Annotated in this window: 23 protein-coding genes; 10 read left to right on the top strand and 13 right to left on the bottom strand. The window is 59.4% G+C overall.

Going from position 1 to position 23825, the window contains the following annotated elements; all coding sequences use genetic code 11:
- Positions 1-332: 332 nt before the first annotated feature.
- On the bottom strand, positions 333-1532 hold the full coding sequence (gene tyrS / locus IFT47_RS14465) for a tyrosine--tRNA ligase (protein ID WP_192173078.1): 1200 nt from the start codon (positions 1530-1532) through the stop codon (positions 333-335).
- A 212-nt stretch (positions 1533-1744) separates the two neighbouring features.
- On the opposite strand from tyrS, the gene IFT47_RS14460 reads away from it, so the two are divergent.
- Both IFT47_RS14460 and IFT47_RS14455 read left to right on the top strand, forming a co-directional pair.
- Positions 1745-3178, top strand: a complete 1434-nt coding sequence (locus IFT47_RS14460) for a peptidoglycan DD-metalloendopeptidase family protein (protein ID WP_192173079.1) — start codon at positions 1745-1747, stop codon at positions 3176-3178.
- 3 nt (positions 3179-3181) lie between these two features.
- Entirely contained in the window at positions 3182-4273 is a 1092-nt protein-coding gene (locus IFT47_RS14455) for an anhydro-N-acetylmuramic acid kinase (protein WP_192173080.1), read from the top strand.
- Between the two features lie 63 nt (positions 4274-4336).
- Here IFT47_RS14455 and erpA read toward each other — a convergent pair whose 3' ends face one another.
- On the bottom strand, positions 4337-4687 hold the full coding sequence (gene erpA, locus IFT47_RS14450) for an iron-sulfur cluster insertion protein ErpA (RefSeq protein ID WP_122536594.1): 351 nt from the start codon (positions 4685-4687) through the stop codon (positions 4337-4339).
- A 168-nt stretch (positions 4688-4855) separates the two neighbouring features.
- Positions 4856-5890, bottom strand: a complete 1035-nt coding sequence (argC, locus tag IFT47_RS14445; protein ID WP_192173081.1) for an N-acetyl-gamma-glutamyl-phosphate reductase — start codon at positions 5888-5890, stop codon at positions 4856-4858.
- Positions 5891-6023: 133 nt separating this feature from the next.
- Here argC and hemJ point away from each other — a divergent pair, with 133 nt between their 5' ends.
- The 5 genes from hemJ (at position 6024) to coq7 (ending at position 9468) form a co-directional block, all read left to right on the top strand.
- Complete coding sequence (gene hemJ, locus IFT47_RS14440) at positions 6024-6449, top strand: protoporphyrinogen oxidase HemJ (protein ID WP_192173082.1); 426 nt, start codon at positions 6024-6026, stop codon at positions 6447-6449.
- Between the two features lie 46 nt (positions 6450-6495).
- Positions 6496-7428, top strand: a complete 933-nt coding sequence (locus tag IFT47_RS14435; RefSeq protein ID WP_192173083.1) for a DUF805 domain-containing protein — start codon at positions 6496-6498, stop codon at positions 7426-7428.
- 55 nt (positions 7429-7483) lie between these two features.
- On the top strand, positions 7484-8269 hold the full coding sequence (locus tag IFT47_RS14430) for an SDR family NAD(P)-dependent oxidoreductase (RefSeq protein WP_192173084.1): 786 nt from the start codon (positions 7484-7486) through the stop codon (positions 8267-8269).
- An 86-nt stretch (positions 8270-8355) separates the two neighbouring features.
- Positions 8356-8694 carry a histidine triad nucleotide-binding protein gene (locus tag IFT47_RS14425; protein WP_065991361.1) on the top strand — a complete coding sequence of 113 codons (339 nt, stop codon included), beginning with the start codon at positions 8356-8358 and terminating at the stop codon, positions 8692-8694.
- 126 nt (positions 8695-8820) lie between these two features.
- Positions 8821-9468 (top strand): 2-polyprenyl-3-methyl-6-methoxy-1,4-benzoquinone monooxygenase, encoded by a 648-nt coding sequence (gene coq7, locus IFT47_RS14420; RefSeq protein WP_192173085.1) that lies wholly within the window; start codon positions 8821-8823, stop codon positions 9466-9468.
- Between the two features lie 104 nt (positions 9469-9572).
- Here the strand turns inward: coq7 and speD are convergent, their stop codons facing one another.
- Both speD and IFT47_RS14410 read right to left on the bottom strand, forming a co-directional pair.
- A complete protein-coding gene (gene speD / locus IFT47_RS14415; protein ID WP_037019204.1) occupies positions 9573-10367 on the bottom strand; it encodes an adenosylmethionine decarboxylase in 795 nt (264 codons plus the stop codon).
- A gap of 235 nt (positions 10368-10602) precedes the next feature.
- A complete protein-coding gene (locus IFT47_RS14410; protein WP_192173086.1) occupies positions 10603-11025 on the bottom strand; it encodes an OsmC family protein in 423 nt (140 codons plus the stop codon).
- 206 nt (positions 11026-11231) lie between these two features.
- Here IFT47_RS14410 and crp point away from each other — a divergent pair, with 206 nt between their 5' ends.
- The gene (gene crp, locus IFT47_RS14405; RefSeq protein ID WP_192173087.1) at positions 11232-11876 is read left to right on the top strand and encodes a cAMP-activated global transcriptional regulator CRP; all 645 of its coding nucleotides are present in this window, start codon (positions 11232-11234) and stop codon (positions 11874-11876) included.
- A gap of 26 nt (positions 11877-11902) precedes the next feature.
- Here the strand turns inward: crp and IFT47_RS14400 are convergent, their stop codons facing one another.
- From IFT47_RS14400 to IFT47_RS14385, 4 genes are read right to left on the bottom strand one after another with little or no spacing between them, the layout of a single operon-like run.
- On the bottom strand, positions 11903-12598 hold the full coding sequence (locus IFT47_RS14400; protein ID WP_192173088.1) for a lipoate--protein ligase family protein: 696 nt from the start codon (positions 12596-12598) through the stop codon (positions 11903-11905).
- A gap of 49 nt (positions 12599-12647) precedes the next feature.
- Positions 12648-13484: an indole-3-glycerol phosphate synthase TrpC gene (trpC, locus tag IFT47_RS14395; RefSeq protein ID WP_192173089.1), complete on the bottom strand. Its 837-nt coding sequence runs from the start codon at positions 13482-13484 to the stop codon at positions 12648-12650.
- Positions 13481-14530, bottom strand: a complete 1050-nt coding sequence (gene trpD / locus IFT47_RS14390) for an anthranilate phosphoribosyltransferase (protein ID WP_192173234.1) — start codon at positions 14528-14530, stop codon at positions 13481-13483. Before trpD ends, trpC begins: the two co-directional genes overlap by 4 nt.
- 18 nt (positions 14531-14548) lie before the next feature.
- On the bottom strand, positions 14549-15148 hold the full coding sequence (locus IFT47_RS14385; RefSeq protein WP_192173090.1) for an aminodeoxychorismate/anthranilate synthase component II: 600 nt from the start codon (positions 15146-15148) through the stop codon (positions 14549-14551).
- A 471-nt stretch (positions 15149-15619) separates the two neighbouring features.
- Here IFT47_RS14385 and estP point away from each other — a divergent pair, with 471 nt between their 5' ends.
- Positions 15620-17560 (top strand): esterase EstP, encoded by a 1941-nt coding sequence (estP, locus tag IFT47_RS14380; protein WP_192173091.1) that lies wholly within the window; start codon positions 15620-15622, stop codon positions 17558-17560.
- A 183-nt stretch (positions 17561-17743) separates the two neighbouring features.
- Here estP and trpE read toward each other — a convergent pair whose 3' ends face one another.
- From trpE to IFT47_RS14360, 4 genes are all read right to left on the bottom strand, one after another.
- Positions 17744-19225, bottom strand: coding sequence for an anthranilate synthase component I (trpE, locus tag IFT47_RS14375; RefSeq protein ID WP_192173092.1), 1482 nt, complete (start codon positions 19223-19225; stop codon positions 17744-17746).
- Positions 19226-19293: 68 nt separating this feature from the next.
- The gene (locus IFT47_RS14370) at positions 19294-20076 is read right to left on the bottom strand and encodes a phosphoglycolate phosphatase (protein ID WP_192173235.1); all 783 of its coding nucleotides are present in this window, start codon (positions 20074-20076) and stop codon (positions 19294-19296) included.
- Between the two features lie 47 nt (positions 20077-20123).
- Positions 20124-20795, bottom strand: coding sequence for a ribulose-phosphate 3-epimerase (gene rpe, locus IFT47_RS14365; RefSeq protein ID WP_122536580.1), 672 nt, complete (start codon positions 20793-20795; stop codon positions 20124-20126).
- A 196-nt stretch (positions 20796-20991) separates the two neighbouring features.
- The gene (locus tag IFT47_RS14360; RefSeq protein ID WP_192173093.1) at positions 20992-21984 is read right to left on the bottom strand and encodes a hypothetical protein; all 993 of its coding nucleotides are present in this window, start codon (positions 21982-21984) and stop codon (positions 20992-20994) included.
- Positions 21985-22297: 313 nt separating this feature from the next.
- Between IFT47_RS14360 and IFT47_RS14355 the strand changes: the two genes are divergently transcribed.
- Positions 22298-23791 (top strand): helix-turn-helix transcriptional regulator, encoded by a 1494-nt coding sequence (locus IFT47_RS14355; protein WP_192173094.1) that lies wholly within the window; start codon positions 22298-22300, stop codon positions 23789-23791.
- The last annotated feature ends 34 nt before the right edge of the window (positions 23792-23825 follow it).

Below are 23825 nucleotides of genomic sequence, written 5' to 3'. Positions count from 1 at the left end.
TTTCGTCTCAACCGAGGCGCGCATTCTACAGCGTCTCTTGTTTCTGTCAAGCGGTTATTTTAAGAAGTTTTCAAAGTTTCCTTATCAACTTCAACCACTTGCGCTTCGCTCGACTTAACGTCTCACGTCAGCGGGAGGCGAATTCTACAGCGTTGCAACCTGCTGTCAACTGCCTTTTTCACCGCTGTCGATTCAAGCATCTGAACCGAAGCATTCCTCGCTACTTACTTCGTCCAACTCTTTGATTACCAAGGAGTTTTCCGTTTCGTCTGCGCCGGAAGTGGGGCGAATTATAGACAGATCCAGAGGGGCGTCAAGCACTTATTTAAACTTTATTCCAAGCGAAGTGTAATCCGCCCGAACGCCTTCTTGCCGGCCTGGCAAACATGGGTCGCCCCCAGCTTGAATACAAACCCGCGCTCCACCACCTCACCATCTATACGCACGCCGCCGGATGCCAGCAGGTCGCGAGCGACTGCCGAGTTCTTTACCAGCCCCGCCTTATTAAGGACGGCAGCAATCGGCATGCCTTCGGAAGCGGCCAGCTCGATCTCCGGAAGATCTTCCGGAAGCTCCCCATCCTTCATACGATTGCCTGCAGAACGATGGGCAGAAGCTGCAGCCTCTTCACCATGGAAGCGCGCGACAATCTCTTCGGCAAGCTTGATCTTGATGTCGCGCGGATTCGCCCCGGCTTCGCAATCCGCCTTAAAGGCAGCGATCTCTTCCATGGAGCGGAAGCTCAGCAGCTCAAAGTAACGCCACATCAGCGCATCAGGAATAGAGACGAGCTTGCTGTACATAATGCCGGGCGCTTCCTGGATACCTACATAGTTACCCAAGGACTTGGACATCTTCTTGACGCCGTCCAACCCTTCCAGCAACGGCATCGTCAGAACACACTGAGCCTCCTGACCATAGGCGCGCTGAAGCTCACGCCCCATGAGCAAGTTGAATTTCTGATCGGTGCCACCCAGCTCGACGTCCGCGCGCAAGGCAACCGAGTCGTAACCCTGCACCAGCGGATAAAGGAATTCGTGGATGGCGATCGACTGGTTCGACTTGTAACGCTTGTCGAAGTCATCACGCTCAAGCATACGGGCAACGGTGTATTGGGAAGAAAGCCGAATGAAGTCAGCGGGGCTCAGCTGGTCCATCCAGGTGGAATTGAAGGCCACCTCGGTTTTGGCCGGATCCAGAATCTTGAAGACCTGAGCTTTATAGGTCTCGGCATAGTCGAGCACTTGCTCGCGCGTAAGCGGGGGACGGGTAGCGCTCTTGCCGCTTGGATCGCCGATCATCCCGGTGAAATCGCCAATCAGGAAAATCACCTGATGCCCGAGATCCTGGAATTGACGCAGCTTATTAATTAGCACTGTGTGCCCGAGGTGCAGGTCGGGCGCGGTTGGATCAAAACCGGCCTTGATGCGAAGTGGCTGCCCACGCTTGAGCTTTGTGATCAGCTCGGCCTCGACCAGGAGTTCATCTGCACCGCGCTTGATCAGCGCTAGCTGCTCTTCAACCGACTTCATAACCGCCCCGTAATGCCTTATTTCAAAGGGAAACAACCATACAAGATCAGCGCCGAAATACAAGTTCTGACAATAGGTGCTCGACGAATCGCGGAGCGAGCCGATCGCAAGCTTGCCTCAGGCGAGATTTGGTTATATTTTATACAGTTATTTCATCTTCATCATGTCATTCATCTTTTCCATTTCATCTTTTTTCAAAGTCAAAATTACCTATGACCGACACTCCGCCTAAAGCGCCACCGCTTTATCCGAAGAGCCACCTGCTAGCAGCCAGCGGTATCGCCGCACTGCTCAGCCTGGCTCTCCTCGTATTCCCATCCAGTGACGTCGAAGCCAAACGAACAAACCTTGCTCTTGAACTGGACACACCCGCTGATCAGATCGAGCAAGAACAAGACGCTCAAAAACAGACTCAAGCCACAGAGGCGCCGGTAGATTCTCCCTTCGCCCAGATCGAAGGTGATGCGACTGAGCCGACTGAAACAGCGAAGCCCTCCACCGACACAAAGGCTGCGCCGAAAGAGGTTGCCACTGCCAAAGGTCCCACCCACCGGGAAGTGGTGGTATCGAAAGGCGATACGCTGTCGACGCTGTTCGGCAAAGTTGGCTTACCCGCAACGGCAGTGCATGACGTTATTGCCAGCGACAAACAAGCCAAGCAATTCAGCCAGTTGAAAAACGGCCAGGTTCTGCAGTTCGAACTGTCGCCTGAAGGCAGCCTTAAGCAGCTGCACAGCAAGCTGAGCGAGACAGAAAGCATCAGCTTGTCCCGGACAGACAAGGGCTACACGTTTACCCGTGACGTAAGCAAACCCAATGTTCGCACTGCCTATGTGCACGGCATGATCAACAACTCGCTGTCGCAATCCGCCCAGCGTGCAGGCCTTAGCCATACCATGACCATGGAGATGGCAAACATCTTCGGCTACGACGTCGACTTCACCCAGGATATCCGCAAAGGTGACGAATTCGATGTCATCTACGAGCAAAAGGTCGTCAACGGCAAGACGGTCAGTACGGGCAATATTCTTTCGGCGCGCTTTGTAAACCGTGGCAAGACTTACACCGCAGTGCGTTATACGAACAAGCAAGGCAACACCAACTACTACACCGCCGATGGCAACAGCATGCGTAAGGCATTCATCCGTACCCCGGTCGAATTCGCCCGCATCAGCTCACTGTTTTCATCCGGTCGCAAACACCCGATCCTGAACAAGATTCGCGCCCACCAAGGCATCGACTACGCTGCACCTCGTGGTACGCCAATCAAGGCGACCGGCGACGGCAAAGTCATTCTTGCCGGTCGGCGCGGCGGCTACGGCAATACCGTGATCATTCAGCACGGTGAGACCTACCGGACGCTGTACGGCCACATGCAGGGTTTTGCCAAGGGTATTCAGTCCGGATCCAGCGTCAAGCAGGGCCAAGTCATTGGCTATATTGGAACCACCGGCCTGTCCACGGGTCCTCATGTTCATTACGAGTTTCAGGTAAACGGCGTTCATGTCGACCCGTTGGGGCAGAAGCTGCCGATGGCTGACCCGATCGCCAAGTCCGAAAAACAGCGGTTCATGCAGGAGAGCCAACCTTTGATGGCTCGCATGGACCAGGAAAAGGCCACCATGCTGGCCTCGAGTAAGCGCTGACCCATGACTTTATATGTAGGTGTAATGTCCGGAAGCAGTCTGGATGGACTCGACTTCGCGCTGGTAGAACAGGATGACCGACCACGTTTGCTCGGCACCTACTACATTCCCATGCCGGACGATCTTCGCGCCGAACTGCTGGGGCTATGCGCCAGCGGTCCGGATGAGCTGGCCCGTGCCGGCATCGCCGAGCAGAAATGGGTTCATCTCGCGGCTCAAGGCGTACTGGCCCTGCTGGATCAGCAGAACGTGTCAGCCGGCGAAATCCGCGCGATTGGCAGCCACGGCCAGACGATTCGCCACGAACCGGCCCGTGGCTTCACCATTCAGATTGGCAACCCTGCCCTGCTCGCCGAAATGACCGGCATCACCGTTGTCAGTGACTTCCGCAAGCGCGATATCGCTGCAGGTGGACAGGGCGCGCCGCTGGTTCCGGCATTCCACGAAGCGTTGTTCGACGATAACAAGGACTACCGCGCCGTACTCAACGTCGGTGGTTTCAGCAACCTCAGCTTGATCGAGATCGACAAACCGGTTTCCGGGTTCGATTCAGGTCCTGGCAACGTGTTGCTCGACGCGTGGATACAAGCACAGCGTGGCGTGAGCTATGACCGCGATGGCGCGTGGGGCGCGAGTGGAATAGTCAATGATGCGCTGCTCAAGTCCATGCTCAGTGATCAGTTCTTCCAGACCAAGGGCCCGAAAAGCACCGGCCGTGAAGTGTTCAACCTTGGCTGGGTTCATCACCATTTGTTCCAGATGCCAACGCTGAGACCCGAAGACGTGCAGGCTACACTTCTGGAAGTCACCGCATTGAGCATTACCGAGTCGCTGCAATCGGCACAGGCGCAGACCAAAGAGCTGCTGGTCTGCGGCGGCGGCGCTCACAACAAGGCATTGATGGGTCGACTGGCGGCGCTGCTGCCGGCAACAAAGGTCACAAGCACAGCGGAATTCGGCGTTGATCCTGATTGGGTGGAAGCAATGGCGTTCGCCTGGCTTGCCCATTGCGCACTGGAAAGCGTACCCGCCAACCGTCCGAGCGTGACCGGGGCCAAAGGGTTGCGTGTTCTGGGCGCAATCTACCCGGCCTAAGCTCTACCCTCGCCATGCAAAACGCCGCGCAAATGCGCGGCGTTTTTGTGTGCGACGGTTGGATCAGATCGAAAACGAAGAGCCGCAGCCGCAAGTAGTCGCGGCATTAGGATTCTTGATTACGAAGCGAGAGCCTTCCAGACCCTCCTGATAATCCACTTCCGCACCTGCCAGGTACTGGAAGCTCATGGGGTCAACCACCAGGCTGACACCCTCGCGCTCAACAATCGTGTCATCTTCGGCGACGTCTTCATCAAACGTGAAGCCGTACTGAAAGCCGGAACAACCGCCACCGGTCACGAAGACGCGGAGCTTCAGGCGGTCATTGCCCTCTTCATCGACCAGAGTTTTCACCTTGTGCGCGGCACCGTGGGTGAATTCCAAAGCCACAGGGGTGAAGGATTCAACGCTCATGCTCAAAATCTCCCGGCGCTAAGCCGTCATAATGCGTAATGTCGCGCATTATCCGCTTCTCCTAGAAAATTGGTCAACTATTGTCACGGCAGCCACAAGCCGCAAGCGACAAGCTGCAAGAAACAGCCAGCTACCGGCTTACAACCTGAAGCGTACGACTTGGCGCTGTTAAGGCAACATCCCCGCGTGGGACAGCCCCAGGCGCTCATCGAGGCCAAACATGATGTTCATGTTCTGCACGGCCTGGCCCGAAGCGCCTTTGACCAGATTGTCGATGACCGACAGCACCACCACCAGATCGCCATCCTGCGGACGGTGCACAGCCATGCGGCAGACGTTGGCTCCACGTACGCTGCGGGTTTCCGGATGGCTGCCGGCGGGCATCACGTCGACGAATGGCTCATTGGCATAGCGTTTTTCAAACAACGCCTGCAGATCGACCGACCTGTCGACGACGGTCGCGTACAACGTGGCGTGAATGCCACGGATCATCGGCGTCAGGTGCGGCACGAACGTCAGCCCGACATCGCCGCCGGCTGCACGACGCAGCCCTTGGGTGATTTCGGGAAGATGGCGATGCCCTTTAACGGCATAAGCCTTGAAGCTCTCGCTGGTTTCGGAATACAGCGAGCCCACGCTGGCGCCGCGACCTGCACCACTGACACCCGATTTGCAGTCGGCGATCAATCGTGATGCATCAGCAAGGCCCGCTTCGAGCAGCGGCAGAAAGCCCAGCTGAGTGGCGGTGGGATAGCAACCCGGAACCGCAATCAGGCGTGCGCCTTTGATGTGCTCGCGGTTGACTTCCGGCAGGCCGTATACCGCCTCGTCGAGCAGCTCCGGTGCACCATGGGGCTGGTTGTACCACTTGGCCCACTCGACCGGATCTTGCAGACGGAAATCGGCGGAGAGGTCGATGACCTTGGTGCCAGCGGCGAGCAACTCGCCCGCTAACGCATGTGCGACACCGTGAGGCGTGGCGAAGAACACCACGTCGCAGGCGCCAAGCACCTTGACGTCCGGCACACTGAACGCCAGACCGTCATAGTGACCGCGCAGGTTTGGATACATGTCAGCGACAGGCAGACCTGCCTCGGAGCGCGAGGTGATCGCAACCACTTCAGCCTCCGGGTGTTGCGCCAGAAGACGCAACAACTCGACGCCGGTGTAACCCGTACCGCCGACGATACCGACCTTGACCATAACCTGCCCCTCAACGAAACCAGTGGAAAGCCGCTGATCATATGGGTCGATTGCCAATGGGACAACCGCGAACGTGACGTACGGGCGCCGAAGCCACTACTATTTGGCACCGTGTTCCTGGAAACAAACCAAAATGCTCTATCTCTGGATCAAAGCCCTGCATATCGTCGCCATGGTGTGCTGGTTCGCAGCCCTGTTCTATCTTCCGCGGTTGTTCGTCTATCACGCCATGAGCGAAGACTCGGTTAGCCGCGAGCGTTTCTGCACCATGGAGCGCAAGTTGTACCGGGGCATCATGATTCCCTCGATGATCGCCACACTGGTATTCGGTATCTGGCTGATCGTCCTGGCCCCGGGTTTCCTGCAGCAAGGCTGGTTGCATGCCAAGCTCACCCTGGTCGTCCTGCTGATTGGCTATCACCACGTGTGCGGCGCTCAGGTCAAACGCTTCGCGCGCGGAGAACCAGGCCGCAGCCATGTGTTCTATCGCTGGTTCAACGAGATACCGGTGTTGATCCTGCTGGCTGTGGTCATTCTGGTAGTCGTCAAACCGTTCTGACGCGCACTGCTCACATCGTATGAACTCAAAAGACAAGGAAGCCAGCATGGCGGAGCACTTCAAGATCGTTTTCGAGGGACAGTTGCGGACAGGTGTTGAGCTGGAAACAGCGCGCCTGAACCTGGCGCAGCTGTTCAAGACCGACGTTTCCGGCGTTGATCGTCTATTCACCGGCAACCCGGTGACCATCAAGCGCAGTCTGACGCGAGACGACGCGCAGCGCTATCTCGCGGCGCTGAACGATGCGGGTGTCGAAGGCCGTATCGAGCCTGAGGATCCGGTATCACTGAGCCTTGAAGAAGTCGTTGAACACGCGCCCCAGCGTCCGTATTTCGAACCCGCGGTATCGCCCTACGCGCCGCCGCGCACACCGGTTGCACAAGACTGGCCCGCCGTCGGTGAATTAAAGGTGTTTACCACTCAGGGGCGGATCGGCCGTCTGCGCTATCTGGCGTGGAGCATGGCGCTGGTGGGCGTGGCCATACTGGTCGCCGCCCTGTGTGTCGGCGTTCTCAGCGTTTCGCTCGTGGCGGGAGGGCTGCTGGGCACCGTCGCGTTCGTCGCGTTTGTCGTCATCAGTGTCCAGATCGGCGCCCAGCGCCTGCATGACGCCGGTATGTCGGCCTGGCTGCTGCTGCTGAATCTGGTGCCGGTGGTGGGCAGCTTCTTTCCAATCGTGATGATGGCCGTGCCCGGTAGCACAGGCCCTAATCAGTATGGTCCGCCGCCGCCCGCCAATACGCCACGCGTCAAAGCCCTCGCAGTGATCTGGATTGTGGTACTGGCGCTGGCGATCGTGGCTGGGGTGATGGGTGGCCTGAAAACCATTCAGGAAGAAGTTGAAGCCACCACCAGCGCATACGAACAAGCATTGCCCTACGACGATGACACCAATGACACCAATGACGCGGAAGAACCGACCGTCCCCGTTGATCCTGTAGATATTGGTGACTCGTCCGACAGCAACGACGACCAATAACTATCTGGCAGCAAGGACGCTGTCTCAATACGAGCTGCAAACACTGGAGAATTGCATGACCCGTTACGCCATGGTCACAGGGGCATCCAGCGGTATTGGCCTGGCGATGGCAGAAGCCCTCGCCCGCCGAGGTCGCAACCTTATTCTGGTGGCCAGGCACCGGGAAATGCTGGAAAGCATTGCGCTTGAGTTCACCCAACGGTTTGGCGTCGAGGTGCTGTTCCGCGCCTGCGATCTGGGTGAACCGCTGCGCCTCTCGGGCTTTCTGCTAGAGCTCGAAGAGGGCGCGCGAAGCATCGATTTGTTGGTCAACTGCGCGGGCATCGGCAACAGCGGGCCGTTTTTCGCTCAAGAATGGGCGCAAGAGCAGGACCTGCTCGACCTTAATGTGCTCGCATTGACGCGGCTGTGTCACACGGTTGGCAACCTGATGGCGGTCCAAGGCGGCGGTCAGATTCTCAACGTTGCTTCGATCATGGGCTTTCAACCAGGGCCGTGGATGAGCACCTACGCCGCGAGCAAAGCGTATGTACTGCATTTTTCCGAGGGGCTTCGCGAGGAGCTGCATAAAACCGGCGTGAAGGTTTCGGTGTTGTGCCCCGGGCCGACGCGAACGGCGTTTTTCCGCACCGCACAGCTGGACGCCGGCAAGTTCACCCACGACAAACACATGACCGCCGAAGAAGTTGCGCTGTACACGGTTCGCGCGCTGGAAAAGAACCGTGCGGTGATTATCCCGGGTTGGCGTAACAGGCTGCTGACGCGGGTTCCGCGCTTCGCCGGTCGCTGGATGACGCGAAAACTCTGGGGCTCGATTCTCAAATCTCGTACGTCAGTCTGACGCGACCCGTCGCAACAAACGGCTGGGCGTGACCCGGGACGCTCAGTACACTGCCTTCATCCCCCTCGAAACGGAGCAAGAAGGCTGTGGATACTTTGTTCACCAAGATCATCAACCGCGAAATCCCGGCGAAGATCATCTACGAAGATGATCAAGTGCTGGCCTTTCACGACATCGCCCCACAGGCGCCAGTGCATTTTCTGGTCATTCCGAAGAAGCCGATCGCCACCCTCAACGACGTGACTGAAGACGATAAAGGGCTGCTGGGCCATATCCTGTTCACGGCGCAGCGCTTGGCGAAAGAACTGGGTTGCGAGGACGGCTTTCGCGTGGTCATGAACACCAACGAGAAAGGCGGGCAGACCGTTTATCACATTCACATGCACGTGCTGGGTCAGCGCCAGATGAACTGGCCGCCGGGCTGAGTCACCGCGTTCGGATTCTATCGACCTGCCGGGTGCGTGCCTTGCGCCTCGGCGGGCTGACGCCGGACAAGCCCGGCTTCATCGTTTGCGGTAGACTGGCCATCGTGGATTTACCCGGAGGCGCCCATGGCTACCGAACGTCACTACTCCCCTATCGACCGTTTTCTGCTTCAGGCCGACGCTGCGATGAAGACGCTGCTGCCCGTCAGCGCGCACGCACAGCGACCCTCGCCTGCCATTGTTCAACCCGATATCAAGATGAATGAGACCGACACTCGACATGTCGCCGGGCTCATGCGCATTAATCACACCGGCGAAGTCTGTGCTCAGGCGTTGTATCAGGGGCAGGCGCTTACCGCGAAATTGCCTCAGGTGCGCAAAGCCATGGAGCACGCCGCCGAGGAAGAAATCGACCACCTGGTGTGGTGCGAGCAACGCATTCATCAGTTAGGCAGTCATACCAGTGTGCTCAACCCGCTGTTCTACGGCGCTTCGTTCGGCATCGGCGCAGTGGCGGGCTTGATCAGTGATCGGATCAGCCTGGGCTTCGTTGCCGCGACGGAAGATCAAGTCTGCAAGCATTTGAATGAGCATCTGGAGCAATTGCCGGTCGAGGACGAGAAGTCCCGTGCGATTCTCAAACAGATGTGTGCCGACGAGGAGCAACACGCCGAAAGCGCGATCGAGGCAGGCGGATTCCGCTTTCCGGCGCCGGTGAAATTCGGCATGAGCCTGATCGCCAAAGTCATGACCAAGACCACCTACAGGATCTGACCGAAACTGCGATTTCGGGCTGTTATTACGGAGCCCGATTATCGTTGAAGGCCAGATACAAAGAAGGCGCCTCTAGAGGCGCCTTTTTTTGTACCGCTGAAACCTTAGACCGGCATGTTGCGGCCGTAGAAGATTTCGAGCATCTCGTGCTTCACCCGACCAGTCACCTGCTCGCGCTGTTCAGCGGAGAGATTGCTGGTGGCGTCGCCGAACAGGTAGTTGTCCAGCTCGAACTGCTTGAGCAGCATTTTCGTGTGGAACAGGTTTTCCTGGTACACGTTCACGTCAGTCATCTGGTAGCTGTCGCGGGTGTCGTCGGAAAGGTAATTCTGGATCGAGTTGATCTCGTGGTCGATGAAGTGCTTCTTGCCTTCGACGTCACGGGTGAAACCGCGCACGCGATAGTCGACGGTCACGATGTCGGACTCGAACTTGTGGATCAGGTAGTTCAGCGCTTTCAACGGCGAGATCACGCCGCAGGTCGACACGTCGATGTCCACTCGGAAGGTGGCGATGCCGTCTACGGGATGGATTTCAGGATAGGTGTGAACCGTGATGTGGCTCTTGTCCAGGTGCGCGAGGATAGTCTCGGGCAGCGGGCCCGGCGATTCTTCGATCTGGCTGTCAGTCGGCGTGACCGGCTGCTCGGAGATCAGAATGGTCACACTGGCGCCTTGTGGGTCGTAGTCCTGACGCGCGATGTTCAGGATGTTCGCGCCAATGATATCGACGACATCGGTGAGAATCCGCGTCAGGCGTTCGGCGTCGTACACGCTGTTGATGTACTCGACGTAAGCCTGCTGGTCCTGCGGGGTTTCCGCATAGCAGATGTCATAGATGTTGAAGCTCAAGGTCTTGGTCAGGTTATTGAACCCGTGGAGCTTGAGTTTGCTTTTCACCGTTAAAAACTCTCTATATGGGTGCGGCGCTGGCCGCGTGATCAAGCATGCCCGTCAACTGAGCCCGGCTCAGCTGCGTAGGACGGTTAACACCTCTTCGCGTTGGCGATTTTGGTTGTCTGGTCGGAGGCGAGCCGGCTATCCGGCGGTCGCGCCCTGAAAAAGGGGCGCATTATGCAGACGTCAGAAGTCGCATGCCATAGCCTGCACCGCTTTTGTGAAAATTGAGCGTTGCTCAGCCCAGTTCGATGATCTCGTAATCGTGGGTGATTTCGACGCCCGCATTACCCAGCATGATCGATGCCGAGCAGTATTTCTCGGCCGACAACTCGATCGCACGCTTGACCTGCGTTTCTTTCAGACCGCGTCCTTTAACCACAAAGTGCAGGTGGATCTTGGTGAACACCTTGGGATCTTCGCTGGCGCGCTCTGCTTCCAGAAACGCCTCGCAGCTTTCGATGGGCTGACGGGCTTTCTTGAGGATGCTGACCACGTCGTAGTTGCTGCAGCCACCCAGGCCAATCAGCACCATTTCCATCGGGCGAACACCCAGGTTGCGACCGCCGCTTTCGGGTGGGCCATCCATCACGACCACATGGCCGCTGCCGGACTCACCGAGGAACATCGACTCACCCGCCCATTGAATACGCGCCTTCATCACCGGACTCCAATGCTTGAAAAATGGCGGCCAGCTTAGCACAGGGCCCTACCGTCGCTGAGTGGACTGGACATGCCCGAAAACGACCGAAATGTAGGAAGTGTCTGAAAAAAAGGCTAATTGCCGCTGTTGAACTGCGTTAAATCGGAAATACTGCCGATACCTCTAGGAATGCCTCAGGGCGCAGTTTTTTACGGGATACAGCCATGCTCGCCGTGCCGCCTCCGAACAAGATGAAAATCGCCGACAAACTGCTGCCGCACGCCCAGCGACGACGATGCCCGGCGAAGAGCAACATCATTTGCGCAGGCGAAGAATCGGACTCGCTATACCTGATCATCAAGGGCTCGGTGACGATCCTGATCGAAGACAACGAAGGCCGCGAGATGATTGTGGCCTACCTGAACAGCGGGGATTTCTTTGGCGAACTGGGGCTGTTTCAGCAGACGGCCGCCGGCGCCCAGCGCAGCGCCTGGGTGCGTGCTAAAACCGAATGTGAAGTGGCCGAAATCAGCTACGCCAAATTCCGCGAGCTCAGTCAGCATGACCCTGAGTTGATGTACGCCATCGGTTCGCAGATCGCCGAAAGGCTGCGCAACACCACGCGCAAGGTCGGCGATCTGGCGTTTCTGGACGTCACCGGGCGCGTTGCCCGCAGCTTGCTCGATCTATGCAAACAGCCCGACGCGATGACCCACCCCGATGGCATGCAGATCAAGATCACCCGCCAGGAGATTGGCCGTATCGTGGGGTGTTCCCGAGAAATGGTCGGTCGTGTGCTCAAGTCACTCGAAGAGCAGAATCTGGTGCATGTCCGGGGCAAAACCATGGTGGTGTTCGGCACCCGCTAACGACGTGATCGATGCCCGCAGCGGAATCAGATCCGGGCGAGCAGGCGTTCATATCGTTCCCTCAGGCGGGTTAGAAAATCCGGCGCGTCAAATAGCTCATGCAAAGCAATGTGGCTTTCTGCTTTGCAGCGTTGATCCAGCTCGCAGGTCTCATTGAAGCGGTTGACCGCGTTGACCATTGCCACGCGCTCATCATCCAGCAACATCGCGGCATGGGCCAAGACCACCGGCCGTTTGCCACCCTGACTCTGGCGCCAGCGCTGCGCGGTGCCGACCATCTTGCGAGCGTTGAGGTTGACGTTGAAGCGGCCATCGCAGAAGGCGCCTTCGACTTCGCCCAGGGATGCAGCGCCGCCCAGCTCCCCCAGGGTATCGAGGATCGGCTGACACAGGCGCATGTAGGCATTTTCGATGCGGTCGCGATCCAGATCGGTGTCCGGCTGGACATACACGAGCGCCACATTGACGGTTGAAGAAGATTGCGGCACCGGCTCGCCGCCACTTTCACGCAACAGGACGGGCCAGCCACTGTCGGCGAGGGTTTCGCTGGCTTCAGTGAAGCCGGGAAGCCGACTCAACCGGCGTGGCATAACCAACGCGCGATCAATAGGCCGCCAGAACAGCAAGCCACTGTCAGCGTGGCCATCACACACCGACGCCAGGAGGTCTTGCTCGGCCTTGAGGCCGGCTTCAACGCAGGTTTCCAAGAGCTGAAGGGTCATGCTGCCTCCTGACGCGAAGAGCGATGGCTTTCTGGCCTACAACCCTGGATCAGTCCAGCCCGCCGGACTTGATCGCCGTGCCTTTCTCCGGGAAGAACAGTCTCTGCAGTTCCACGCCCGGCTTCTCGGCGCGCATGAACGCCTCGCCCACCAGGAAGGAATAGACATCGCTGATTTCCATGAGCTCGACATCGGCGCGGTGGAAAATACCGCTTTCGGTAATGACCAGCCGATCACGGGGAATACGTGGCAGCAGGTCGAGGGTGGTTTCCAGGCTGACGTCGAACGTGTGCAAGTTGCGGTTGTTGACGCCCACCAGCGGGGTGTCGAGGGTTTTGAGTGCCCGCTCCAGCTCGTCGCCATCGTGGACTTCAACCAGCACGTCGAGGCCGACATCTTTGGCGACCGATGCCAGCTCGGCCATCTTCACATCATCCAGTGCCGACACGATCAACAGTATGCAATCGGCGCCCAATGCCCGCGCTTCGACAATCTGATACGGGTCGATCATGAAGTCCTTGCGGATCACCGGCAGCGAGCACGCCGCCCGGGCTTGCTTCAGATACTCGTCAGCGCCTTGAAAGAAATCAATGTCAGTGAGCACAGAAAGGCAGGTGGCCCCGCCCGCTTCGTAGCTCTTGGCGATCTCCGCCGGCTGGAAATTTTCGCGGATCACGCCTTTGCTCGGCGAAGCCTTCTTGATTTCTGCAATGACGGCCGGCTGCTTGCGCTTGGCCTGAGCAATCATTGCTTTAGCGAACCCACGCGGCGCATCGGCTGCGGCGGCCAAGGTTTCCAACTCGGCGAGGCTGACGCTGGCACGGCGCGCAGCGACTTCCTCGACCTTTCGGGCCAGAATCTTTTCCAATACCGTCGGCACGCTCATTCTTCATTCTCCTGCTTGAATACCGCGGTAAAGGCACCCAGTTCTTCCAGCTTCTCGCGGGCCAGGCCCGTGTGCAATGCGTCGTGGGCCAAGGCCACGCCTTCCCTCAATGACGACGCATGGTCAGCCGCGTAAAGCGCGGCGCCGGCGTTGAGCACGATCATTTCAGCGGCTTTCTGGCCGTGCTCGGATTTGCGCCGCCCCAACGCGTCGCGAATCAATTCCAGCGACTGCGCCGGGCTGTCGACCACCAGGCCGAACAGGCTCTGGCTCTTCATGCCCAGATCTTCCGGCTGCACCCAGTATTCGGTCACTTCGCCGTTCTTCAGTTCCGCGACAAACGTCGGCGCGGCGATGCTGAATTCGTCCAGGCCATCCTGGGAATGCACCACCAGCACGTGTTTGCTGCCCATGCGCAGTAGCACCTCGGCCAATGGCCGGCACAGCGCCTGACTGAACACGCCGACCACCTGATGCTTGACGCCGGCAGGATTGGTCAGTGGGCCGAGCATGTTGAACAGGGTCCGCAGGCCCAGTTCCTTGCGTGGCCCGGCGGCGTGTTTCATGGCGCCATGATGGGTTTGCGCGAACATGAAGCCGATACCGACGCTGTCGATGCAGCGCGCCACTTGTACCGGGGTCAGGTTCAGGTATACGCCTGCGGCTTCCAGTAGATCAGCGCTGCCGCTCTTGCCGGAGACCGCGCGATTGCCGTGTTTGGCCACTGTGCAACCGGCCGCCGCGATCACGAATGAGGCGGCGGTCGAGACGTTGAAGATGTTCGCGCCATCGCCACCGGTGCCGACGATGTCGACCACGCCGTCCAGCGTCTTGAGCTGTACCTGATCCGCCAGCTCGCGCATGACCGACACGGCACCGACGATTTCGTCGATGCTTTCGCTCTTCATGCGCATGCCCATCAGGAATGCGCCGATCTGCGCCTGTGTGCACTGGCCGGTCATGATTTCGCGCATGACGTCGCGCATTTCATCGGTGCTCAGGTCCAGTTGATTCACAACCCGGCCCAGCGCCGTTTTGATATCCATTGCCATGTCGAATTGCCCTTAACCCTGACGGGTGCCGCCAGTCTGCTTGAGGAAGTTGGCGAACAGCTCGTGGCCCTGCTCGGAAAGAATCGACTCAGGGTGAAATTGCACGCCCTCAACGTTAAGGGTTTTGTGTCGCAGGCCCATGACTTCATCGACCGAGCCGTCTTCGAGCTGAGTCCAAGCGGTTAATTCCAGGCAGTCCGGGAGTGTCTCGCGCTTGACCACCAGCGAGTGATAGCGGGTCACAGTCAGCGGATGCTTGAGGCCTTCGAACACGCCTTTGTCTTCGTGGATCAGCTCGCTGGTCTTGCCGTGCATGACCTGGCGCGCACGCACTACGTCGCCGCCAAACGCCTGGCCGATTGACTGATGGCCCAGGCAGACGCCGAGCACAGGCAGCTTGCCGGCAAAGTGTTTGATCACGTCAATGGACACGCCGGCTTCGTTCGGCGTGCACGGGCCGGGGGAAACGACAATGCGCTCGGGGTTCAGGGCTTTGATTTCGGCGACGGTCATCTCGTCGTTGCGAATGACTTTGACGTCGGCACCCAGCTCGCCCAAGTACTGCACGACGTTGTAGGTGAAGGAGTCGTAGTTATCGATCATCAGCAGCATGGTGCTTAACCTTTTGAATGACTGACTTTATAACGTGGCCTTCTGTTTACTGACCTCAGTGGCACGCAGAGGGGTCGCAGGAAGTGTTCCGGCGAGGCACTGCAAAACCGAGGCATCAGAAGGCATATCAATACAGATCCGGCGGGGCCGGCGGGGGAAATAGTCAGGCGCGCCAACGCCAACGGGCGTGGCCCTTGATAACGCGCATCAAGAAGCTGCTGACAATCGACACAGGAAAGGTCTCGTTCATACGTTGCCGCACAGTAGCGTACCGCCGCAGGCCGCGCAATATCGCAGTGCCCGGATGGCGCGGCCCAGAGGCCGATTGGCAGGATTTGAACGCTCGCAAGGTGCAGATTGCAGCGTGGAAGGCGGTACAGAATATTTGCCGTGAATGCCACAGCATCGTGGGTGATTTGTGTCGCGGCTGCTACCTTCTCGTACAGCACTAAAACAATAAGGGATGCCCCCATGCTCAAAGCCACACTGCGCTGGCCGTTCGCGGCTTGCCTGCTCTCGCTCGCTTGCTCCTCCGCCCTGGCCGCCTCTTCCCCCTATTCAACGATGATCGTGTTCGGCGACAGCCTCGCCGACGCCGGACAGTTCCCCGATGCGGGCGGACCACCGGGCGCCACCTTGCGCTTCACCAACCGCACCGGCCCGACGTACCTGAACGGCAGCGGAGAGGCATTCGGTCTGAACTCATCAACGTTGCTGGGCGGAATGCTTGGCGTGGCGCCCGGTGATTTGCAGGCGTCGACCTCCCCCGTTCGCGCGGCGCAAGGGTTGGCGGACGGCAATAACTGGGCCGTGGGCGGCGACCGGACCGATCAGATCCTCGCGGCGATCACCACCCAATCACAGGTTGCCAACACCGATGCGTCGACGGGCGTCACGACGGTGTTCCGGACACGACCCGGTTATCTGGTTGAAAACAGCTCGCGGGCTGACCCGAACGCCCTTTACTACCTGACCGGGGGCGGCAACGACTTCCTTCAGGGCCGGGTGCTGAGTGCGGGACAGGCCGTCAACGCTGCCAACAACCTGGCGAACGGCGCACAAATCCTGTCCCAGGCCGGCGCGCGTTACATCATGGTCTGGCTGCTGCCGGACATCGGCCGCACGCCCGCTGTATTCGGCACACCATTACAGGGGCCATCGACGTTGCTGAGCGGGGTGTTCAACCAGCAGTTGGTGAATCGGCTAGGGCAAATTGATGCCGAGGTCATTCCGCTCAATGTCCCGGGGCTCATACGTGATGTCCTGACCGACCCGGCGCGCTACGGGCTGGCGGCCGATCAGAACTTGGTTGGCACCTGTTTCAACGGCAACAACTGCACCGCCAACAGCGTCTACGGGATTGGCGGCCTGACGCCGGATCCGACCAAGCTGCTGTTCAACGACGGCGTGCATCCGACCGTGGCGGGTCAGCGATTGATCGCCGATTACGGGTATTCGATTCTGTCGGCACCGTGGGAGACCACTCTGCTGCCGGAAATGGCCAACGGTACGTTGCGCGCGCAGCAGGATGAACTGCGCAGTCAGTGGCTGGCGGACTGGGGCAACTGGCAGAACGTTGGTGAATGGCGCGCCATCGTCGCCGGCGGCGGTCAGAAAATGGATTTCGACGCGCAAAGCAATTCCGCCAGCGGCGACGGTCATGGCTACAACCTCACAGTGGGTGGCAGCTACCGCTTCGCCGAGGATTGGAGAGCCGGCCTGGTTGCGGGCGCTTACCGGCAAACCCTCGAAGCCGGTGCCAAGGACTCGGACTACAAACTCAACAGCTATATCGCGACCGCGTTCGTGCAATATCAGGCGCAACACTGGTGGGCGGACCTGGCCGCTTCGGGCGGAAAGCTCGACTACGACAACCTCAAGCGCAAGTTCGCGCTGGGCATCAGCGAAGGGGCAGAGAAAGGCGACACCGACGGCGACCTGTGGGCCATCAGTGGCCGCGTGGGCTTTGATCTGGCCGAGCAGAGCAGTCGCTGGCATTTCTCGCCGTTCATCAGCGCCGACTATTCCCACGTCAATGTCGATGGCTATTCGGAGAACAGTGCGCGCGCGACGGCACTTAATTACGACGACCAGACGCGCAAGTCGAAACGTTTAGGCGCGGGGCTGCAAGGCAAGTTCGACGTCACGCCGCAGACTCAAGTGTTTGGCGAAGTGGCCCATGAGCGCGAGTTCGACACCGATCAGCAGGACGTGACCATCGCGCTGAACAGCGTGCCGGGCGTGGACTTTGATCTAAAAGGCTATGACCCCCAGCGCAGTTTGAATCGTGCAAGCGTGGGCCTGAGCCAGAAACTGGCGCCGGACCTGACGCTGCGGGCCGGCTATAACTGGCGCAAGAATGATGACGTGACGCAGCAAGGGGTGAATCTGGCGGTGAGTCTGGATTTCTGACGCACTTAAAACATGTCGGAGCGCCCCGGGTGGCGCTCCACCTGCTCGCGAAGGTTTCGTTGAGCACGCTAAAGATTGAGCGGCGCGGAATCAGCCTTCGCGAGCAAGCTCACTCCTACAACGGATTTGTGTTCGGCATAAAAAACGGCGCCCCGGGCGCCGTTTTCATGAGCAGACCAACCATCAAGCCTCAGGCGTCTGCTGCGCCAGGGCTACCGCTCGGAACATCGCGCGGCGCTTGTTGAGGGTTTCTTCCCACTCCAGCGCTGGCACAGAGTCGGCGACAATCCCGCCACCGGCCTGCACGTGCAGCTCGCCGTTCTTGATCACCGCGGTACGAATGGCAATCGCGGTGTCCATGTTGCCGTTCCAGGCAAAGTAGCCCACGGCGCCGCCGTACACACCACGCTTGACCGGCTCCAGCTCGTCGATGATTTCCATCGCACGAATCTTCGGCGCGCCCGACAACGTGCCCGCCGGCAAGATGGCCCGCAGCGCATCCATCGCAGTCAGGCCGCTTTTCAGCTGACCGGTGACGTTGGACACGATGTGCATGACATTCGAATAACGCTCGATGACCATCTTCTCGGTGAGCTTCACCGAGCCGACTTCCGAAACGCGCCCGGTGTCGTTGCGTCCCAGGTCGATGAGCATCAGGTGCTCGGCGATCTCTTTGTCATCGGACAGCAGATCGACTTCCAGCGCGTGATCTTCTTCTTCGGTGGCGCCACGGGGACGCGTCCCGGCAATCGGGCGCACGGTGATCAAGTTGTCTTCGACCCGCACCAGCACTTCCGGCGAACTGCCGACGACATGGAAGTCGCCGAAGTTGAAGAAGTACATGTACGGCGTCGGATTGAAGCACCGCAGCGCGCGATACAGGTCGATCGGGGCGGCGCTGAAGTCGATGGACATGCGCTGGGACGGTACGACCTGCATGCAATCGCCCGCCAGGATGTATTCCTTGATGGTGTCGACGGCTTTTTCATAATCCGACTGGGTGAAGCTGGAACGGAACACCGGATCCGCCGCCTGCGGACGGGTCAGGTCCAGCCCACGACGGGGCGTGATCGGCTGGCGCAATTTCTCCATCAACGCTTCGAGTCGCACCAGGCCATCTTCGTAGGCTTCAAGCTCAGCCGGATCGACGAGGACGATCGCGTGCATCTTGCCGGCCAGGTTATCGAACACCACTACGGCATCGGACACCATCAGCAGAATATCCGGCACGCCCAACGGATCAGGATTGGGGCACTTGCCCAGACGCGGCTCTACATAACGCACGCAGTCATAACCGAAGTAGCCCACCAGGCCGCCATTGAAGCGTGGCAGACCGGCGATGGTCGGAACGTTATAGCGGGCCTTGAAGGTCTCGACGAAGTCCAGCGGGTCTTTGACTTCCAGGCGCTCGATCTCGACGCGGTCGTGGGTCACGCTGACGGTATGGTCATGCACGCGCATGACGGTGCGGCATGGCAGCCCGATGATCGAATAACGCCCCCACTTCTCCCCGCCCTGCACCGACTCAAGCAGATAGGAGTTGGGCTCGTCAGCCAGCTTCAGATAGATCGACAGCGGCGTATCGAAGTCGGCCAGGGTTTCGTAGGCAAGGGGAATGCGGTTGTAGCCTTCAGCGGCCAAACGCAGGAATTCTTCGCGGGTCATATCAGCCTCGTGGTCTGAGGGAAAACGGTCAGGGATGCAAACGCGCCGGGATTCCGGCCAGATTCAAGTCAGGCGCGCCAACGCCAGCGGGCCAGGGCCTTGATGACTTTCATCCAGAGTTTGCGAGTGACCACCACGATGGATTCTCTAAAGGAGGGAGACTTGAGGTCGGGCAACGTTATCTCAGCGCCTTGCGCTAAGCAACCGGCAGAACTGCCCGGAATCAGCATGCGCAAATCGTCGATGACCAGTGCCGGTGACTCTTCCGCGATCGGGCGTCCGTGGTTGTAGCCGTAACTCAACGCCACACAGGCCACACCCGCCGCTTTCGCCGCCAGCACGTCGTTGCGCGAGTCACCCACGAACAGTGACTGCGACCCCGGTACGCCGGCCATTTTCATGACAAAGAACAGCGCCGCCGGGTCGGGTTTCTGCTGCGGCAGCGTGTCGCCACCCACGATCCAGCGAAAGAACCGGCCGAGCTTTAGGTCATCCAGCAACGGCGCAACAAAGCGCTCCGGCTTGTTGGTGATCAGCGCCATCTCGACGCCCATCTTCTGCAGCCATTTCAGGGTTTCCCGCACGCCAGGGTAGACCTTGGTCAGCGCGTGCCTGCCGCTGTAGGCCTCCATGAAAATCGCCAGCGCAGCCTCCGTGGACTCTTCATCCACGGCGGTGTGATCCATGCCGTTCGCCAACGCGCGGCGTACCAGCACGCGCACACCGTTGCCGATCCAGTCACGTACCCGTTCGATTCCTGCCGGCGGCCGGCCAAGCTGGATCAAGGTTTTATCCACAGCTGCAGCCAGATCCGGCACCGAGTCGACCAGCGTGCCGTCGAGGTCGAACATGATCAGCTTGGGCAGTCGGCCCGGAAACAGCTGCTCGAAGCCGCTGGTCAACGGGCCAACGCCAGTTCTGCGTGCATCTTCGCAATGACTTCGCGGTAATCAGGCGCGTTGAAAATGGCCGAGCCTGCGACGAAGGTGTCGGCACCGGCTGCGGCGATCTCGCGGATGTTGTTGACGTTGACGCCGCCGTCGATCTCCAGACGGATGTCGCGACCGGACGCGTCAATGAGCGCGCGGGCCTCGCGCAGCTTGTTGATCGTGCCGGGGATGAATTTCTGACCGCCGAAGCCCGGGTTGACGCTCATGAGCAGGATCATGTCGACCTTGTCCATGACGTATTCGAGCAGGTTCAGCGGGGTCGCAGGGTTGAACACCAGACCCGCCTTGCAGCCGCCTTCGCGGATCAGTTGCAGAGAGCGGTCGATGTGCTGGGTTGCTTCCGGGTGGAAGGTGATGAAGGTTGCTCCGGCTTCGATGAAGTCGCCGATGATGCGATCCACCGGGCTGACCATCAGGTGAACGTCGATGGGCGCGGTGATGCCGTATTTGCGCAATGCCGCGCAGACCATCGGTCCGATCGTCAGGTTGGGGACGTAGTGGTTGTCCATGACGTCGAAGTGGACGATGTCGGCGCCAGCGGCCAGGACGTTGTCGACTTCCTCTCCCAGGCGGGCGAAATCGGCGGACAGAATCGAAGGAGCAATAGCGAAGGGCTGCATGACGCACCTTTTATGAGCGAAATCACGGTGGCGCGCATTGTACTCCAAGAGTTTGAAACGTGCGTTGGGTCGCACGAGAGTGATCCGAGCGGCGTGACTCAGGGTGCGTCAACGGCACAAGGCCCGGTGCGACAGCATTGCGCACCGGGCCCAGGCTTGATTCAGGGATTCAGAATCAAAAGAGACGGCTGAAACCTTACACGGTCTCGACCAGCAGACGAGGACGCGAGCTCAGGGCATAACGGGCCAGACCAAAGCTCAACGCCGCGCCGATGATCAGCATGAAGAACGTGCCCCACGCCGCCTTGGCGACCTGCTTGGCCGCGACATCCGCCGCTTCACGGGCCTGTTGCTCAGCTTGCTGCTTGAGCTCCGCCACTTTGGCCGCGGCTTGCTGATAGGCCTGGGCATAGTTGTCGACGATCTGCTGCGCCTCGGCTTTGCTCTTGCCGGTGCGGGCCGCAACGATGTTGACCAGCGCGTCCTTGTCGGCAGCGTTCAAGGCCGGTTCGCCGGCTTTCTGGACGCGATCAAACCACTGCTTCAACTGATCGCCGGCCTGGGTTGGATCGGTAGACGCCTGCTCTGCAGTCTGCTTGGCATCGGCGCCAGCCACGTCAGCTTTCTGATCCAGCTTCGAAGGATCGAGCTCTGGCTTGCCGGACTGCTTGAGCGTAGTGTCCAGCTGTGATTTCAGGCTGTCCCAATCCAGGCTGATGCCGTTCTTATCCAGCTGTTGCTTGATGCTCTGGCCCACACCGGGTGCGGCAGCAGCCACGCCGTCGGCCGCCAGGGAAATACCCTTGCCGGCGATGTTGCCGGCAGTGCCGACGAGCGAGCCGGCCAGCGACGCGAGGAGCCAGGTGGTAAGCAACGTGCTGACCGTCCAGCTGAGCAAACCATGCAGACCACCACGGTCCGGCGCAGTACGACCCGACACCCAGGCACCGGCGGCAATGGCCACCAGGGTACTGATAAACAACCAGGCGCCGGCGCCCTTGCCGAAACCGCTGAGCGGGTTGCCTTGAGCCATCGGATCAAGCGCGCCCGCGCCGATCGCCGTGCCAAGCACGCTGAGCACCAGATAGGTCACCAGCGTGATTGCCGCACCAGCGAACACCGATCCCCAAGACACTCGAAACGGCGAAGCGCTGCCCAGAACAGCAGATGTTGCGTAGGTCGAAGCCATGAAAATTTCCTCTGGTGCAGGGGGTGCACATCAGGCGTGCAACCGACGTATCAGTGCAAATGCACCACCTGCGTTGATAAGGGCGAGCCTGCGAGGGCGGACTCACCGCGTCTTATGAGACGTGAAACCAGTTTGATCAGCGCGTTGAGAGATGTGATGGCGCATTTGCACCGCTTCGGCTGGTGCATTCGCACCGACCCTCGCAAGCACGGCTGCACTAAGCTGCAGCACTAAGCTTTTGCCAGCCGGTCCGATAGCGTGGAGCGCCCGGCTGACCGAAGCCCGACCGCATTGAGACGTCAGGAGAGCAAGCATGTCAGAGGCCATCCTCGCCAGAGAAACCAACCGCCGCCAGTTGCAGCAGATCATCTCGGGTCTGTCGGACGGGGTGATGCTGGTGGAGGTCGATCAGACCATCATCTGGGCCAACGAAGCGGCGCTGCTGATGCACGGGGTCGAAGAGATCAGCGAACTGGGCGCCAACGGCGAGGCCTATCGCGAAAAGTTTTCCCTGCGTTATCGCAACAATCATCCGCTGGACGTTGACCAATATCCGATCAGCCGCGTGGCGGCAGGCGAGGTGTTCAGCGACGTGCTCATCGAGGTCAGCAAGATCGGTGAAGAAGAGGACCGCAGCTGGGTCCATCGCGTCCGCAGCATGGTGCTTGAAGACAGCACCGGCACTCCCGAATCGCTGGTGCTGATCCTCGCCGACGCGACGGAGTGGGCCGGCGCCGAGCAGCGCTTCGAAAAGACCTTCAACGCCAACCCCGCCCCCGCCGTGATCTGCCGCCTGAGTGATCTACGCTTCATCAAGGTCAATCAGGGCTTTCTGGAAATGACCGGGCACTCGAGAGAGAACGTGATTGGCCGCTCGGCGTACGAGGTGGACGTGCTGGAAAATGCCGAGCGCAAGGACCTTGCCATCGAGCGTCTGAATCAGGGCGCGACCATCCCGCAGATGCAGGCTGAGCTGAAGTTGCCGGAGGGCGGTACCAAACTGGTCATCGTCGCCGGGCAGCCGCTGGACATGAACGAAGAAGATTGCATGCTGTTTTCGTTCACCGACCTTGAGCCGAGACGCAAAGCCGAAACCGCGCTGCGCCAGAGCGAAGAGCGTTTTGCCAAAGCGTTCAAGCTGACGCCGGTGCCGACACTGGTGTGTACAGCTGATCGGCAACAGATCGTCGAAGCTAACGAGGCGTTCTTCAGCACACTCGGTTACACCCCCCAGGAGCTGATTGGCCGGACTGTCGCGGAGTTAGGCTTCATCGAGGACGGCGCGGTGATGGACGGGTTGTTCAACGTCCTGGAAACCACCGGCCGCGTCGACGGGCTCGATCTGAAGGTCCGCAAGAAAGGCAGCGAGTCGCTGGACTGCATGCTGGCCGCTGACACGGTGACGATTCAGGACAACGCCTGCTACCTCTTCGTACTGATGGACATTACCGAGCGCAAGCGATCCGAGCTTGAGCTGGTGGAGGCCATCGAAACAGTGATGCAGGACGCCTCATGGTTCAGCCAGACGCTGATCGAAAAGCTGGCCAATGCCAAGCGGGTCAACAGTCGACAGATGCCCAGCGCTTCATTCACCGACCTGACCGCTCGCGAGCGGGATGTGCTGGGTTTGATCTGTGAGGGGCTGGCGGACAAAGAGATCGCTGCACGGTTGAACCTGGCGCTCAACACCATTCGCAACCATGTCGCGACGGTGTATTCCAAGCTCGACGTGCACAGCCGGGCGGAAGCCATTGTCTGGGCTAGGGAGCGAAACCTGTTCGCCAATCAGGGCAAAAGCAAACGCTGAGTGATGCAAATGCGCCAGTGCCTCTGGTGCATAG

Origin of the sequence: Pseudomonas sp. CFBP 13711 (assembly GCF_014842265.1) — a bacterium.
GTDB lineage: Bacteria > Pseudomonadota > Gammaproteobacteria > Pseudomonadales > Pseudomonadaceae > Aquipseudomonas.
The sequence above is the reverse complement of the archived record's forward strand: the minus strand, read 5'-3'. Positions and strand labels throughout refer to the sequence as shown.